The following is a 13,883-nucleotide window of genomic DNA, read 5'->3' on the forward strand; positions in this document are numbered from 1 at the left end:
CGTCGAGGAGGCTGTCACGGTGGTCGGCGCTGCCACGGGGGTCAACGTCTGGAGTCCTGTCGTGGGTGCTGGTCCCGCCGGCGGCGGTCTCAGCGGCTGAACGATTGGCGGGCCTGCTCGATGCGGTGCAGGACGCTGCCGTCGACGACCTCGTCGCCGATGCGCACGACCACCCCGCCGATCACCGTCGGGTCGACCACGACGTTGAGCCGCACCGGCGTCGCGTAGACCCGCGAGAGGACCGCGGCGAGCCGCTGCTCCTGCTCGGGGGTGAGGGCCACCGCCGAGGTGGCCTCGGCGACGGTCTCCGAACGACGCTCGGCGGCGAGCTCGACGAGGGTGTCGAGCGCCTCCTCCAGGCGGCGTCCCCGCAACGAGCCTACGACCTGGGCGACCAGCCGGACGGTGGTCGCGTCGGCGCGGTCGGCGAGCAGGTTGCCCACCAGGGCGGTGCGGCCCTCGAGGGGCAGGGCCGGGTCGGTGAGCGCGTGGCGCAGGCCCGCGTCGGCCTCGACCAGGCGCGAGACCCGGAAGAGCTCCTCCTCGACGCGGTCGAGCGCCCCGGCCGCGTCGGCCAGCGCGAACGCCGCCTCGGCGCCGAGCGTCTCGAGCACGTCGGCGAGGTCGCCCTGGCGCGACCAGCGCAGCCGGGCCGCCTCGGCCACGATCTGCGCCGTGGGCTCGGAGACCTGGCCGCGCAGCACGGCCTCGGCGACGTGCGCCTTGGTCGAGGGCTCGGTGGACGGGTCGGTCAGCGCCGACCGCAGCTGGGCCTCGCGGCCCAGCAGCCCGGCGACGGCGAACAGCTCGCGCGACTCCTGCTCGACCTGCTCGCTGCTCCCGTGGCCGACCTCGCGGGCGGCGAGCCGCTCGCGCAGCGCGGTCAGGGAGACCCTGCTGGCGCCCTGCATCAGTGCTGCCCCTCCGGGAGCTCGGCGCCCGCGGGGGCGCGCTCCTCGAGGTCGGCCAGGAAGCGGTCGACCGTGCGACGCGTCGCGTCGGTGTCGGCGAGGTTCTCGCCGACGATCCGGCTGGCGAGCTCGACCGAGAGCCGGCCGACCTCGCGCGAGAGCTGCCCGCGCGCGGACGCGACCTCGGCGGCCAGCTGGGCGGCGCTGCGCTCCTGCACGCGGGCCGCGGCCTCCTCGGCCTCGGCACGCGCGCCGTCGACGATCGCCTTGCGCTCGGACTGGGCCTCGGCCCGGATCCGGGCGGCCTCACCGCGTGCCTCGGCCAGCGAGGCGGTGTACTGCTCCCGCGCCGCGTCGGCCTCGGCCTGCGCCTGCTCCGCCCGGGCGATGCCGCCCTCGATGGCCGCGGTGCGCTCGGCGTAGACCTTCTCGAACTGCGGCACGACCCACTTCTGCACGGCCCAGTAGAGGACCGCGAAGGCGAGCAGCCCGACGATGAACTCCGCCGGGTGCGGGATGATCGGCGCCTTGTCCGACCACGGTGACGCGGCGATGCCGGTCATGAGCGTCCCTCCAGGGGTGGGTGAAGGGGTCGGCTTACTTGAAGACGAACGCGAGCGCGAGACCGAAGATGGCCAGGGCCTCTGCGAGCGCGAAGCCCAGGAAGGCGATCGGCTGCAGGAGGCCGCGGGCCTCGGGCTGGCGCGCGACGCCGTTGATGTAGGCGGCGAAGATCAGGCCGACGCCCACGCCGGGGCCGATGGCCGACAGGCCGTAGCCCAGAATCGCGATGTTGCCTTCCATGGAGCGTTCCTCTCGATCTGACGCAGCGCTTCTGCGCGGTCGGGGGGCGGGTAGCCGGTGGGTGGGACGGAGGGGCTAGTGCTCGTCGGCGAGTGAGCCGGCGATGTAGAGGGCTGCGAGCAGCGTGAAGATGTAGGCCTGCAGCACCTCGACGAGCAGCTCGAAGGCCGTCATGACGAAGGCACCGAGGAACGGGCCCACCGACAGCACGTGCAGCACGCCGGAGTCGGCGGTGCGCAGCATGTAGTCGGCGCCGGTGACGAACAGCAGCAGCAGGATGTGGCCGGCGAACATGTTGCCGAACAGTCGCAGCGCGAGCGTGACCGGCCGGGTGAACAGGTCGGTGATCAGCTCCAGCAGGAAGATCGGCACGACGAGGGCGCCGGTGACGCCCGCGGGCACGAGACCCTTGAAGTAGTTGACGACGCCCTTGTTCTTGATCCCCACGAAGTGGTAGACGACGAACACCACCAGCGTGAGCGCCGCCGGGAAGCCGATGCGGCTCATCGTCGGGAACTGCACGAACGGCACGATGGCCAGCACGTTGCTCAGCAGGATGATCGTGAACAGCGAGAACAGCAGCGGCACGAAGCGCAGGAAGTCGTGGCTGCCGATGATCTCGCGGCCCAGCCCGTTGCGCACCAGGCTGTAGGTGCCCTCGGCCATGAACTGGGTCCTGCTCGGCACCAGGGTCAGCTTGCGCGTCACGGCGACGAGCACGGCGACGAGCACCACGACGCTGAGCACCATGACGATGCTGGCGCGGGTCAGCGCCCAGGCGCCGTCGCCGGCGAACGGCTGCCAGAAGTCCTCGACCCCGGGGGCCTCGAAGCCGGGGGCAGAGGCGAGCAGCTGCGCGCTCATCGCGTCCCTCTCTGTGGGTGCGGGAGAGCCTCGGGCGCCTGCCCACCGGTCGGTGCCGGTGCGCTGGCGTCCTGGCCGTAGCGGAGGAAGATCGTGTAGAGGGCCAGGGCCGCCCCTGCGACGAGGCCCACGGGGAGCAGGAACCTGCTCCCCAGCAGCCAGTCGCCGAGCCAGCCCAGCCCGCCGAAGAGGAAGACGCCGGTCAGGAGGTACGACAGGACGCCGAAGCCGTCGTCGGACGGGGACGTCTGCGCCATCTCGCGCGAGACCCTAGCAGCCGGCCGCACGACCTTCACGACGCTGCCCGCCCCGCGGGGGCGCGCGCGACGGAGGCGCGGGCGGCCACCCGGGCGGAGGCCCGGCCCGACGGCGCCGGCGACGGCGTCGACCAGCCGGTCGGCTCGACGTAGGGGGTGCGCAGCACGGTGAAGGCCCGGACCTCGCCGGCCATCCACGCCAGCGTGACGAGGACGAGCGCGACGGGCACCGCGTCCGACGACAGCGCCGAGGAGCCGCCGAAGACGGCGAGCACGCCGCCGAGCACGACGACCTTGGCGACGTAGCTCGAGACGGCCAGCGCCATGGCGGTCGCGGGCGAGGTGCCGCGGGTGAGCGAGCAGAGCCAGGCGGTGAGGCCGAACACGGCGAGGACGAGCAGACCGGCGAGCCCGGCGCCCAGTGCGCCCGAGCCGCCGTCGGCGACCGCGGCACCGGCCACGACCAGGACGGCGACGCCCGCCGCAGGCACGCCTGCGCCGCGGAGCACCGCGGCGTCGTAGGTGTGCATGCAGTGGACCGTCCCGTCGGGTCGTCGTTGGCTGGCGGGGGCTCTCGGAGATCCGGCCGCCGTCCCGCGAGGGACGGTGAACGAACCACGGAGCCGTGGGGTGCCCGCGCGCCGAAACCTAACACGATTTCGCGCTCCGGCCAGCATCGCGAGGGCCGCCTGCGAGCGTGAGGCTACGCACTCGTACGGCGGGAACTCCTGCGCTCCGGTTCGCGTCTGATCCAGCGCCCGCGGTCGACGCCCAGGGTCGCGGCGAGCGCGGCCAGCAGCGCCACTCCGACGCCCACCTTGGGCCAGGGCCCGTCGAGGACCGAGAGCGCGACCACGCTGAACGCGACCAGGGCCGACCACGCGTACATCACCACCACCGCGCGGCGGTGGGAGTGCCCGATCTCGAGCAGGCGGTGGTGCAGGTGCTGCTTGTCGGCCGCGAACGGCGAGCGGCCCGCCCACGTGCGGCGCACCACCGCGAGCCCGAGGTCGAGCAGCGGCACGAGCACCACCACCACGGGCAGCACGATGGGCAGGATCGCCGGGCCCAGCCGGGCCGCGCTGACGTCACCGGGGTCGAGCTGGCCCGTGAGGCTGATGACCGAGGCGGCGAGGGAGAGGCCCAGCAGCATCGAGCCGCTGTCGCCCATGAAGACCCGCGCCGGGTGGAAGTTGTGCGGGAGGAAGCCCGCGCACATGCCGAACAGGATCGCGGTCGTGAGCGTGGAGGTGCCGGCGCGCGGGACGCCGACGTCGACCCAGAGCCGGTAGGAGCTCGCGAAGAAGGCGCCGGCGGCGATGAGCACGATGCCGGCCGCGAGCCCGTCGAGCCCGTCGACGAAGTTGACAGCGTTGATCATCACCAGCACGACCAGGATGGTCAGGACCGTGCCCTCGAGCGAGCTCAGCACGTAGGTCTGCCCAGGCAGCGGCAGCCACAGCACCTGCAGCCCCTGCAGCACCATGACGCCCGCGGCCAGGCACTGGCCGGCCAGCTTGGTCAGCGGGTCGAGGCTCCACTTGTCGTCGGCCAGCCCGAGCAGGCAGATGAGCACCGCCCCGCTGAGCAGCGCGCGCGGGTCGGAGCTCTCGTCGAAGACCGAGCTGACCAGCGGCAGCCGCTCGGCCACCAGCAGCGCCGCGGCGAGCCCGCCGAGCATTGCGAGCCCGCCCCCGCGGGGCACGGGCTCGGCGTGGACGTCGCGGTCGCGCACCGGCGTCATCGCCCCGGCCAGCACCGCGAAGCGGCGCACCGGGGCGACGAGCAGGTAGGTGACGGCCGCGGCGACGAGGGCGGTGAGGAGGTACGCGCGCACGCGCTACCGCTCCCCCGCCCCCGACGCCGGCTGCCGGCTCAGCCGCGCGGGTAGGCCGGGCGGCGGGCGACCAGCGCCGAGACCTCGCTGCGCACCTCGGCGGTCGCCGACTCGTCGCGGACGGCGCGGCCGATGAGCGAGGCCACCGCCTTCATGTCGTCCTCGACCAGGCCCTGCGTCGTGACCGCGGCGGTGCCGACGCGGATGCCGGAGGCGACCATCGGCGGGCGCGGGTCGTAGGGGATGGCGTTCTTGTTGAGGCTGATGCCGGCGGCGTTGCAGCGCTTCTCGGCGTCGGCGCCGGTGACGCCGGTGGCCGTGAGGTCGACCAGGGCGAGGTGGTTGTCGGTGCCGCCGCTGGTCGGGCGCATGCCCTCGGCGGCCAGCGCGTCGGCGAGCGTCTGGCTGTTGCTGATGACCTGGCGGGCGTAGGCCTGGTAGGCCGGGGTCGCGGCCTCCTTCAGGGCGACCGCCTTCGCGGCGACCGCGTGCATCAGCGGGCCGCCCTGCGCGAACGGGAACACCGCCTTGTCGATGCGCTGGGCGAGCTCCTCCTTGCACACGATCATGCCGCCGCGCGGGCCGCGCAGGACCTTGTGGGTGGTGAAGGAGACCACGTCGGCGTAGGGCACCGGCGAGGGGATCGCGCCACCGGCGACCAGGCCGATGAAGTGGGCCGCGTCGACCATCAGCCACGCGCCGACCTCGTCGGCGATCTCGCGGAAGCGCGCGAAGTCGATGAGGCGGGGGTACGCCGTGGCCCCCGCGATGATCATCTGCGGGCGGTGCTCGAGGGCGAGGTCGCGGACCTCGTCGTAGTCGATGAGCTCGGTGTCCTTCTGCACGTGGTAGGGCACCGGCTCGAACCACTTGCCCGAGAAGTTGACCTTGGAGCCGTGGGTCAGGTGGCCGCCGTGCGGAAGGCTCATCGCCAGCACCTTGTCGCCCGGCTTGAGCAGCGCGGCGTAGACCGCGAAGTTGGCCTGCGCGCCGCTGTGGGGCTGGAGGTTGGCGTGCTCGGCGCCGAACAGCGCCTTGGCCCGCTCGATGCCGATCGTCTCGGCCTTGTCGACCACGTCGCAGCCGCCGTAGTAGCGCTTGCCCGGGTAGCCCTCGGCGTACTTGTTCGAGAGCGTCGAGCCGAGCGCGGCCAGCACCGCCGGCGAGGTGAAGTTCTCGCTGGCGATCAGCTGGAGCCCGTCGCGCTGGCGGTCGAGCTCCTCGAGCACGATGCCGGCGATCTCGGGGTCGGTCTGCTGCAGCTCGGAGAAGTCGGAGCCGTAGAACGGGGTCTCGGCGGAAGTGGGCGTGGTCATGGTGGCCTCCTCGTACGGCGGCCCCAACCCTACCGTTCGGCCGCCGTCGTCTCCGGCACGACGATCTCGGGGACGACCTCGCGCAGCTGGTCGAGCGAGAGCGCACCGAGCCGCACGACGTTGGGCACGGCGCCGGTCACGTCGATGATCGTGCTGGGCACCGACCCGCCGCTCGGACCGCCGTCGAGGTAGACCGACACGAGCCCGCCGAGCTGGTCGACCGCGTCGGCGATCGTCGGCGCGGGAGCGTGCCCGGTCTTGTTGGCGCTGCTGACGCCCATCGGCCCGGTCTCGGCGAGCAGCTCCAGGGCCGCCGGGTGCAGCGGCATGCGCACCGCGACCGTGCCGTTGGTGCGGCCGAGGTCCCAGGTGAGCGAGGGCTGGGCGGTGCACACGAGGGTGAGCGCGCCGGGCCAGAACGCCTGCACGAGGTCGCGCGCGGTGTGGGTCAGCCCGAACGCGATGCCGTCGAGGGCCCGCGGACCGCTGACCAGCACCGGCACCGGCATGTCGCGCCCGCGGCCCTTCGCCACCAGCAGCCGGCCGATCGCGTCGGCGTCGAAGGCGTCGGCGCCCAGGCCGTAGACGGTGTCGGTGGGCAGCACGACGAGGTCACCGGCGCGTACGGCACGGGCGGCCGCCTCGATGCCCTGGGCGCGGTCGACGGGGTCGTCGAGGTCGAAGGTCCTGCTCACGGCTGCTCTCCACGTCGGCGGGCGGTGACGTACCTGGGGCGGCCGGCGAGGTCCTGCACGTCGGCCACGTCGTCCCATGCTGCCGCAGCCCGCAGGACGGCCGGCGCGGAGTCCCCCTGGGAGTCGGCGTGCTCGGCCACGAGCAGTCCCCCGGCGCGCAGCAGCCGGCGCGCCGTGCGCTCGACGACCCGCAGCGCGGCGAGCCCGTCCTCGCCGCCGCCGTAGAGCGCCAGCTCGGGGTCGTGCTCGCGCACCTCGGGGTCGAGCGGCACCGCGTCGGGCGGGATGTAGGGCGGGTTGCTCACGACGACGTCGACGCTGCCGTCGAGGTCGGGGAAGGCGGTCGCGAAGTCGCCGAGCCGCAGCTCGACGCCGGTGCCCTCGACGTTGCGCGCCGCCCACGCGTGGGCGAGCGGGTCGGCTTCCACGGCGAAGACCTCGCTGCCCGGCACTTCAGTGGCCACGGCGACCGCGATGGCGCCCGAGCCGGTGCCCAGGTCGACCACGCGGGGGGCGGACAGCGCACGGGCGGCGTCGATCGCCGCCTGCGCGACGACCTCGGTCTCGGGGCGCGGCACGAAGACCCCCGGCCCGACGGCCAGGACGAGGTAGCGGAAGTACGCGGCGCCCGTCAGGTGCTGGAGCGGCACCCGGGCCTCGCGCTGGGCGACCAGCACGGCGTACGCGTCGGGCACCTCGCAGTCGCCGACCGCGGGCCGCGCGAGGTCGCGGCGCTCGACGCCGAGCACGTGGGCGGCGAGCTCCTCTGCGTCGACGCGCGGCGAGGGCACCCCGGCGGCCGCCAGCCGGCGGGCGGCCTCGGCCACGGCTGCGCGGACGCTCGTCACGCCCCGGCGGCCGCGAGCTTGGCCGCGGTGTCGGCGTCGATGAGCGCCTGCAGCACCGCGTCGAGGTCGCCGTCGAGCACGGCGTCGAGGTTGTGGGCCTTGAAGCCGACCCGGTGGTCGGCGATCCGGTTCTCGGGGAAGTTGTAGGTGCGTACGCGCTCGGAGCGGTCGACCGTGCGGACCTGGCTCTTGCGCTCGGCGCTGGCCGCGGCGTCGGCCTCCTCCTTGGCCTTCTCGAGCAGCCGCGCGCGCAGGATGCGCATCGCGGACTCGCGGTTCTGCAGCTGCGACTTCTCGTTCTGGCAGCTGGCGACCACGCCGGTCGGGAGGTGGGTGATGCGCACGGCGCTGTCGGTCGTGTTGACGCTCTGGCCGCCGGGGCCCGACGAGCGGTAGACGTCGATGCGCAGGTCGTTGGGGTCGATCGCGAGGTCGACCTCCTCGGCCTCGGGCAGGACGAGCACGCCCGCGGCGGAGGTGTGGATGCGGCCCTGCGACTCGGTGACGGGCACGCGCTGGACGCGGTGGACACCGGCTTCGTACTTGAGCCGGGCCCAGACGCCCTCGCCGGCCTCGACCGTGCCGGGACGCGACTTTACCGCGACCTTGACGTCCTTGTAGCCGCCGAGGTCACTGGGTTCGCTGTCGAGAATCTCGGTCTTCCAGCCGCGGCGCTCGGCGTAGCGGAGGTACATGCGCAGCAGGTCGCCGGCGAACAGCGCCGACTCGTCGCCGCCCTCGCCGGCCTTGACCTCGAGGATCACGTCGCGGTCGTCGTCGGGGTCGCGCGGCAGCAGCAGGTGGGTGAGCCGCTCGGAGACCTGCGCCCGGCGGGCCTCGAGCTCGCTCGCCTCGTCGGCGAACGCGGGGTCCTCGGCGCTCAGCTCGCGGGCCGTGGCGAGGTCGTCGTCGATGGCCGCCAGCTCTCGGGCCGCGTCGACCACGGGGGTGATCTGCGCGTAGCGGCGACCGAGGCGCCGGGCCTCGCCCTGGTCGGCGTGGACGGCGGGGTCGGCGAGCCGCTGCTCGAGGTCGGTGTGCTCGGCCACGAGGGCGTCGAGGCCGCTGGGCTGCTCGCTCATCTGCGCGTGTCCTTCGTGGGGGTGGTGCCTGCCGCCGGGAAGCAGAACGGCGCCGGCCCCCGACCGTGGTCGGGAGCCGGCGCCGCGGCGGAGCTACTTCTTGGCGGCCTGCAGCTTGGCGTAGCGCTGCTCGAACTTGGCCACGCGGCCACCGGTGTCGAGGATGCGCTGCTTGCCCGTGTAGAACGGGTGGCAGGCGTTGCACGTGTCGGCGCTGATGACGCCGTTCTTGGCCGTGGACCGCGTCTCGAACGTGTTGCCGCAGGTGCAGGTCACGGTCGTCACGTGGTAGTCGGGGTGGATGTCAGCGCGCACGAGGGGTTCCTCTCATCGGGGCGGTCGCCGGGTCGGCCAGCGCCCGGGAGCGCGCCGTGGACCGGAACCTGTGGTGGCACCAAGTGTGCCATGTCTGAGAACGCCGACCTGCGTACGAGCATTCCGGCCCTCCCCCGCTCGCGATGATCATGAGGTTCTCAGTGCGACACGCGGGCGTGTGTGCCGAGAACCTCATGACCATCGCCCAGGAGCGGGGCTAGTCCATCGCGGCGACGGGGCTGCCCGGAGGGGCGGGCGTCGTCTTCTGGATCTGCAGCAGGAACTCGGCGTTGGACTTGGTGTCGCGCAGCTTGCCGATGACCAGCTCGAGCGCCTGCTGCTGCTCGAGGGCGCCGAGGACGCGGCGCAGCTTCCAGACGATCTGCAGCTCCTCGCGCGCCATGAGGATCTCCTCGCGCCGCGTGCCCGAGGCGTCGACGTCGACCGCGGGGAAGATGCGCTTGTCAGCGAGCTTGCGGTCGAGCTTGAGCTCCATGTTGCCGGTGCCCTTGAACTCCTCGAAGATCACCTCGTCCATGCGCGAGCCGGTCTCGACCAGCGCGGTGGCGAGGATCGTCAGCGAGCCGCCGTTCTCGATGTTGCGCGCCGCGCCGAAGAACCGCTTCGGCGGGTAGAGCGCCGCCGAGTCGACACCGCCGGACAGGATGCGCCCGGACGCCGGGGCGGCCAGGTTGTAGGCACGGCCCAGGCGGGTGATCGAGTCGAGCAGGATCACGACGTCGTGCCCGAGCTCGACGAGGCGCTTGGCCCGCTCGATCGCGAGCTCCGCGACCGTGGTGTGGTCCTCTGCAGGCCGGTCGAACGTCGATGCGATGACCTCGCCGCGCACCGAGCGCTGCATGTCGGTGACCTCTTCGGGCCGCTCGTCGACCAGCACCACCATGAGGTGGACCTCGGGGTTGTTGGTCGCGATCGCGTTGGCGATGGCCTGCAGGATGATCGTCTTGCCGGCCTTCGGCGGCGAGACGATCAGGCCGCGCTGGCCCTTGCCGATCGGCGCCACCAGGTCGATGACGCGGGGCGCCAGGCTGGTGGCGTCGGTCTCGAGGCGCAGCCGCTCCTGCGGGTAGAGCGGGGTCAGCTTGCCGAAGTCCGGCCGCTTGCGCGCGGTCTCGGGGTCGCTGCCGTTGACCGTGTCGAGCCGCACCAGCGCGTTGAACTTCTCCCGCCGCGCCTCGCCGTCGCGCTGCTGCTTGACGGCGCCGGTGATCGCGTCGCCCTTGCGCAGGCCGTTCTTGCGGACCTGGGCCAACGAGACGTAGACGTCGTTGTTGCCCGGCAGGTAGCCGCTCGTGCGCACGAACGCGTAGTTGTCGAGGATGTCGAGCACCCCGGCGACCGGCACCAGGACGTCGTCCTCGTTGATCTCCGGCTCGGCCTGGTCCTGCGCCAGCGGGGCGCCGTCACGGCCACGGCCACGGCGGCCCTGGCGGTCGCGGTAGCGCCCGCGCCGGCGGCGGCCACGACCGTCGAAGTCGTCGTCGTCGTCCGCGGCGGGGCCGCGGTCGTTCCGGTCGCCGCGGTCCGTACGGTCGTCACGGTCGCTGCGGTCGTTGCGCTCGCCCCGGTCGGTGCGCTCGCCCCGGTCTGTGCGCTCGGTGCGCTCGCCCCGGTCGGTGCGCTCGCCCCGGTCGGTGCGGCCACCGCGGTCGTTCCGCTCCCCCCGGTCGACGCCGTCGCGGGCCTCCGGCCCGTCGGCCTGCTCGCCGTCGCGCTCGCGGTCGCGGCGGGCGAGGCGCTCGCGGCGGCTGGGCCGCTCGCCGCCCTCGCGGGCCGGGCGCTCGCCGTCGCGGCCCTGCGAGCCGTCGCGGGACTGCTGGGCGTCGTCGGCGCCGTCGCTGCGCTCGGAGCTGCGCTCGCGGGTCTCGGAGCTGCGCTCGCGAGGCTCGTAGCTGCGCTCACGGCGGGTACGCGGTGCGCGACCCGAGGCGTCGCCGCCGAGCTCGCCCTGCGCGGGCGCGCCGTCGCGGACCTCGGCCCGGGGCGCCTCGCCGCGGGGCGCCTCGCCGCGGGGCGCATCGGCAGCAGCGTCGTCCTGGCCGGCGTCGCCGGCGACCGGCAGCGCCTCCTGCTCGGGACGGCGGGCGCGCGGGGTGCGCGAGCGGGTCGGCTCGGCGTCGGCCGGCGCGCTGCTCGCGGTGCTGGCGCTGGAGGTGCTGGCGCTGGCGGTGCTCGCAGCGCCACCGGCGCCGCCCTGGCGAGCCTGGATCGCCTCGACGAGCTGGCCCTTGCGCATGCCGCGCGTGCCGCTGATGCCCATCTCGGAGGCGAGGGACTGGAGCTCGGGCAGCAGCATGCCCGAGAGGCCTGCGCCGCGGCGGCGGGCCCCACGGGCAGGAGCGGAGGCGGCCGACTGGGCCGGGTCCCCGCTGGACTCCCCGGCACCGGCAGGGTGCTCGAGGAGGTCGATGGTGTCGCTCACGAAGGGTCCTTCCCTTGACGAGCTCGGCGGGTCAGCCCCTCCATGCACGGCAGGGAGGGAGCCCGTCGGCGCCCCGACGCGTCGTCGGGGGCCCGCCTCGGTGGCGGGGCGTCTGGATGCGCCGTCGCCGGACGGCGACGTCGAGTGCGATCCTGCGTCCCTGGCGTGCAGACCCCTGCAGACCTCTGTGCAGGCGGACCGTGCACGCGGCCCGCGGGAGCCTCGAGCGGCGTTGCGACTGCGGTGTGAGGAACTGCATTGGGGAGGGACTGCCGTGGACGACCTGGTCTCCGCGGAAGGCGTGGCGCCGGGAAGGGGCCATGCTCCCCCGGAGCCCGGACGGCACAGGGTGCAGAACGGCACCGAGCTCGCGAGAGCGTCCGGTGCACTCGAACTATAACCCCACCGGCCCGCCAGATGCTTCCCGACCGGGTGAACTTCCCCACGGGGCGTGTCGCGCGACTCCGCCTCCGGCGGCACGGCACCTAGAGCGGTCCGGCGCCCTCGCCCTGCAGGTCGAGCACCCGGGCGGCGAAGCCGTCCGGGGCCCGCCGGGCCACCTCGTCCGCCGAGCCGTGCGGCACGAGGGCCAGGACGGTCGGCCCGGCACCCGAGACCACGGCGGCCACTCCGTCGGCGCGCAGCAGGCGTACGAGTGCGGCGCTCGCCGGCATCGCCGGCTCGCGGTAGTCCTGGTGCAGCCGGTCCTCGGTGGCCGGCAGCAGCAGCTCCGGCCGGCGGGTCAGCGCCTCGACCAGCAGGGCGGCGCGGCCGGCGTTGCGGGCAGCGTCGGCGTGCGGCACGCGCTCGGGCAGAAGGGTCCGGGCGAAGTGGGTCGAGACGGGCACGGTCGGGACGAAAACGACTGCAGCCACGGCAGAACTCGGCTCGAGCCGCACCGCCCGCGCGCGCCCGGCGTCGGTCCACGCGACGGTGAAGCCGCCCAGCAGGCAGGGCGCCACGTTGTCGGGGTGCCCCTCCAGCTCGCTGGCCAGCTCGAGGGCCTCGCCCTCGGCGTAGGCCCGGCCCGGGCACAGCGCCTCGACGAGCCGGAGGCCCGCGACGATGGCGGCGGACGACGAGCCGAGCCCGCGCCCGTGCGGGATGCGGTTGGTGCAGTGCAGCCGCACCGGCGGCGGCACCGGGACGCCGAGAGCGTCGAAGCCGCGCGCCATCGCGCGCACGACCAGGTGCCCCGCGTCGAGGGGTACGTCTGCGGCCCCCTCCCCCTCGGCCGTCACCTCGAGCGCGGAGCCGGCCGGCAGCACCTCGGCCTCGACGGTGTCCTCGAGCGAGAGCGCCAGCCCGAGCGAGTCGAAGCCGGGCCCGAGGTTGGCACTGGTGGCCGGGACCCTCAGCCGGGCCCGGCCGGCCGGCGGGCCGGGGTCTGCCGACCCCACCTCAGGCGAGCCCGAGGGCTGCGGCCGCGGCCACCGCGTCGACGGGCACGGCGACCGGCTCGACGCCGTCGCGCACCGCCCACTGCGGGTCCTTGAGGCCGTGCCCGGTGACCGTGCAGACGACCCGCTGGCCGGGGTCGAGCTCGCCGCGCCCGCTCTTGGCGAGCAGTCCGGCGACGCCGGCGGCCGACGCCGGCTCGACGAAGACGCCCTCGCGGTCGGCGAGCAGGCGCTGGGCGCGCAGGATCTCGTCGTCGGTCACTGCCTCGACGACGCCGCCGGAGTCGTCGCGGGCGGCGACCGCCAGGGCCCACGAGGCCGGGTTGCCGATGCGGATCGCGCTGGCGATCGTCTCGGGGTGGGGCACAGGACGACCGGAGACCAGCGGCGCGGCGCCGGCGGCCTGGAAGCCCCACATGCGCGGGCGCCGCGTCGCGTTGCCCGCCGCGACGTCCTCGGTGTAGCCCATCCAGTAGGCCGAGACGTTGCCGGCGTTGCCGACCGGCAGGCAGTGGATGTCGGGCGCGTCGCCGAGCGACTCGACGATCTCGAACGCGGCGGTCTTCTGACCGTGCAGGCGGACGGGGTTGACGCTGTTGACCAGCGCGACGGGGTAGCGGTCGGAGAGCTCGCGGGCGAGCACCAGGCACTCGTCGAACCCGCCGTCGGTCACCTGCAGGATCGTCGCGCCGTGGATGACCGCCTGGGCCAGCTTGCCGGTGGCGATCTTGCCCTGCGGCACGAGGACCGCGCTGCGGATGCCGGCGCGGGCGGCGTAGGCCGCGGCGCTCGCGCTCGTGTTGCCGGTGGACGCGCAGATGACCGCCTTGGCGCCCTCGCCGACGGCGACGCTCATGGCGACGGTCATGCCACGGTCCTTGAAGGACCCGGTGGGGTTGGCGCCCTCGACCTTCAGCCAGACCTCGCACCCGGTGCGCGCCGAGAGCTCGGCCGCGGGCACCAGCGGCGTCGCGCCCTCGAGCAGCGTGACGACGGGCGTGTCAGGGGTGACGGGCAGGCGGTCGCGGTACTCCTCGACGACCCCCCGCCAGGTGCTGCGCGAGCTCAACGCTGCCTCCGGGGCGTAGGGGTGCCCAGCCTAGCGGCGCGC

Annotated in this window: 15 protein-coding genes; all 15 read right to left on the reverse strand. The window is 74.2% G+C overall.

Annotated elements, in window-relative coordinates; all coding sequences use genetic code 11:
- Nucleotides 1-89: 89 nt before the first annotated feature.
- The 15 genes from CLV35_RS15600 to thrC all read right to left on the reverse strand — a co-directional run bounded on the left by CLV35_RS15600 (nt 90) and on the right by thrC (nt 13,841).
- Entirely contained in the window at nt 90-911 is an 822-nt protein-coding gene (locus CLV35_RS15600; protein WP_121194434.1) for a F0F1 ATP synthase subunit delta, read from the reverse strand.
- Complete coding sequence (locus tag CLV35_RS15605) at nt 911-1,474, reverse strand: F0F1 ATP synthase subunit B (protein ID WP_121194435.1); 564 nt, start codon at nt 1,472-1,474, stop codon at nt 911-913. The genes CLV35_RS15600 and CLV35_RS15605 overlap by 1 nt, the downstream gene beginning before the upstream one ends.
- Nucleotides 1,475-1,508: 34 nt before the next feature.
- Nucleotides 1,509-1,715, reverse strand: a complete 207-nt coding sequence (atpE, locus tag CLV35_RS15610) for an ATP synthase F0 subunit C (protein ID WP_121194436.1) — start codon at nt 1,713-1,715, stop codon at nt 1,509-1,511.
- 75 nt (nt 1,716-1,790) lie between these two features.
- Nucleotides 1,791-2,579: a F0F1 ATP synthase subunit A gene (gene atpB / locus CLV35_RS15615; protein ID WP_121194437.1), complete on the reverse strand. Its 789-nt coding sequence runs from the start codon at nt 2,577-2,579 to the stop codon at nt 1,791-1,793.
- Nucleotides 2,576-2,836: a TMEM199/VMA12 family protein gene (locus CLV35_RS15620; RefSeq protein WP_183062024.1), complete on the reverse strand. Its 261-nt coding sequence runs from the start codon at nt 2,834-2,836 to the stop codon at nt 2,576-2,578. The genes atpB and CLV35_RS15620 overlap by 4 nt, the downstream gene beginning before the upstream one ends.
- 35 nt (nt 2,837-2,871) lie before the next feature.
- On the reverse strand, nt 2,872-3,366 hold the full coding sequence (locus tag CLV35_RS15625; RefSeq protein WP_121194438.1) for a hypothetical protein: 495 nt from the start codon (nt 3,364-3,366) through the stop codon (nt 2,872-2,874).
- 173 nt (nt 3,367-3,539) lie between these two features.
- Complete coding sequence (locus CLV35_RS15630; protein ID WP_121194439.1) at nt 3,540-4,673, reverse strand: MraY family glycosyltransferase; 1,134 nt, start codon at nt 4,671-4,673, stop codon at nt 3,540-3,542.
- Between the two features lie 38 nt (nt 4,674-4,711).
- Nucleotides 4,712-5,989, reverse strand: coding sequence for a serine hydroxymethyltransferase (locus tag CLV35_RS15635; protein ID WP_121194440.1), 1,278 nt, complete (start codon nt 5,987-5,989; stop codon nt 4,712-4,714).
- Between the two features lie 29 nt (nt 5,990-6,018).
- Complete coding sequence (locus tag CLV35_RS15640; protein WP_121194441.1) at nt 6,019-6,684, reverse strand: L-threonylcarbamoyladenylate synthase; 666 nt, start codon at nt 6,682-6,684, stop codon at nt 6,019-6,021.
- Nucleotides 6,681-7,532, reverse strand: coding sequence for a peptide chain release factor N(5)-glutamine methyltransferase (prmC, locus tag CLV35_RS15645; protein WP_121194442.1), 852 nt, complete (start codon nt 7,530-7,532; stop codon nt 6,681-6,683). Before prmC ends, CLV35_RS15640 begins: the two co-directional genes overlap by 4 nt.
- Nucleotides 7,529-8,614: a peptide chain release factor 1 gene (gene prfA, locus CLV35_RS15650; protein ID WP_121194443.1), complete on the reverse strand. Its 1,086-nt coding sequence runs from the start codon at nt 8,612-8,614 to the stop codon at nt 7,529-7,531. The genes prmC and prfA overlap by 4 nt, the downstream gene beginning before the upstream one ends.
- A gap of 93 nt (nt 8,615-8,707) precedes the next feature.
- Nucleotides 8,708-8,929, reverse strand: coding sequence for a 50S ribosomal protein L31 (rpmE, locus tag CLV35_RS15655; RefSeq protein WP_121194444.1), 222 nt, complete (start codon nt 8,927-8,929; stop codon nt 8,708-8,710).
- Between the two features lie 217 nt (nt 8,930-9,146).
- Nucleotides 9,147-11,372: a transcription termination factor Rho gene (gene rho / locus CLV35_RS15660; protein WP_121194445.1), complete on the reverse strand. Its 2,226-nt coding sequence runs from the start codon at nt 11,370-11,372 to the stop codon at nt 9,147-9,149.
- A gap of 485 nt (nt 11,373-11,857) precedes the next feature.
- A complete protein-coding gene (thrB, locus tag CLV35_RS15665; RefSeq protein WP_121194446.1) occupies nt 11,858-12,772 on the reverse strand; it encodes a homoserine kinase in 915 nt (304 codons plus the stop codon).
- 1 nt (nt 12,773) lies between these two features.
- A complete protein-coding gene (gene thrC, locus CLV35_RS15670) occupies nt 12,774-13,841 on the reverse strand; it encodes a threonine synthase (protein WP_121194447.1) in 1,068 nt (355 codons plus the stop codon).
- Nucleotides 13,842-13,883: the final 42 nt, after the last annotated feature.

The organism is Motilibacter peucedani (genome assembly GCF_003634695.1).
Lineage (GTDB): Bacteria > Actinomycetota > Actinomycetes > Motilibacterales > Motilibacteraceae > Motilibacter > Motilibacter peucedani.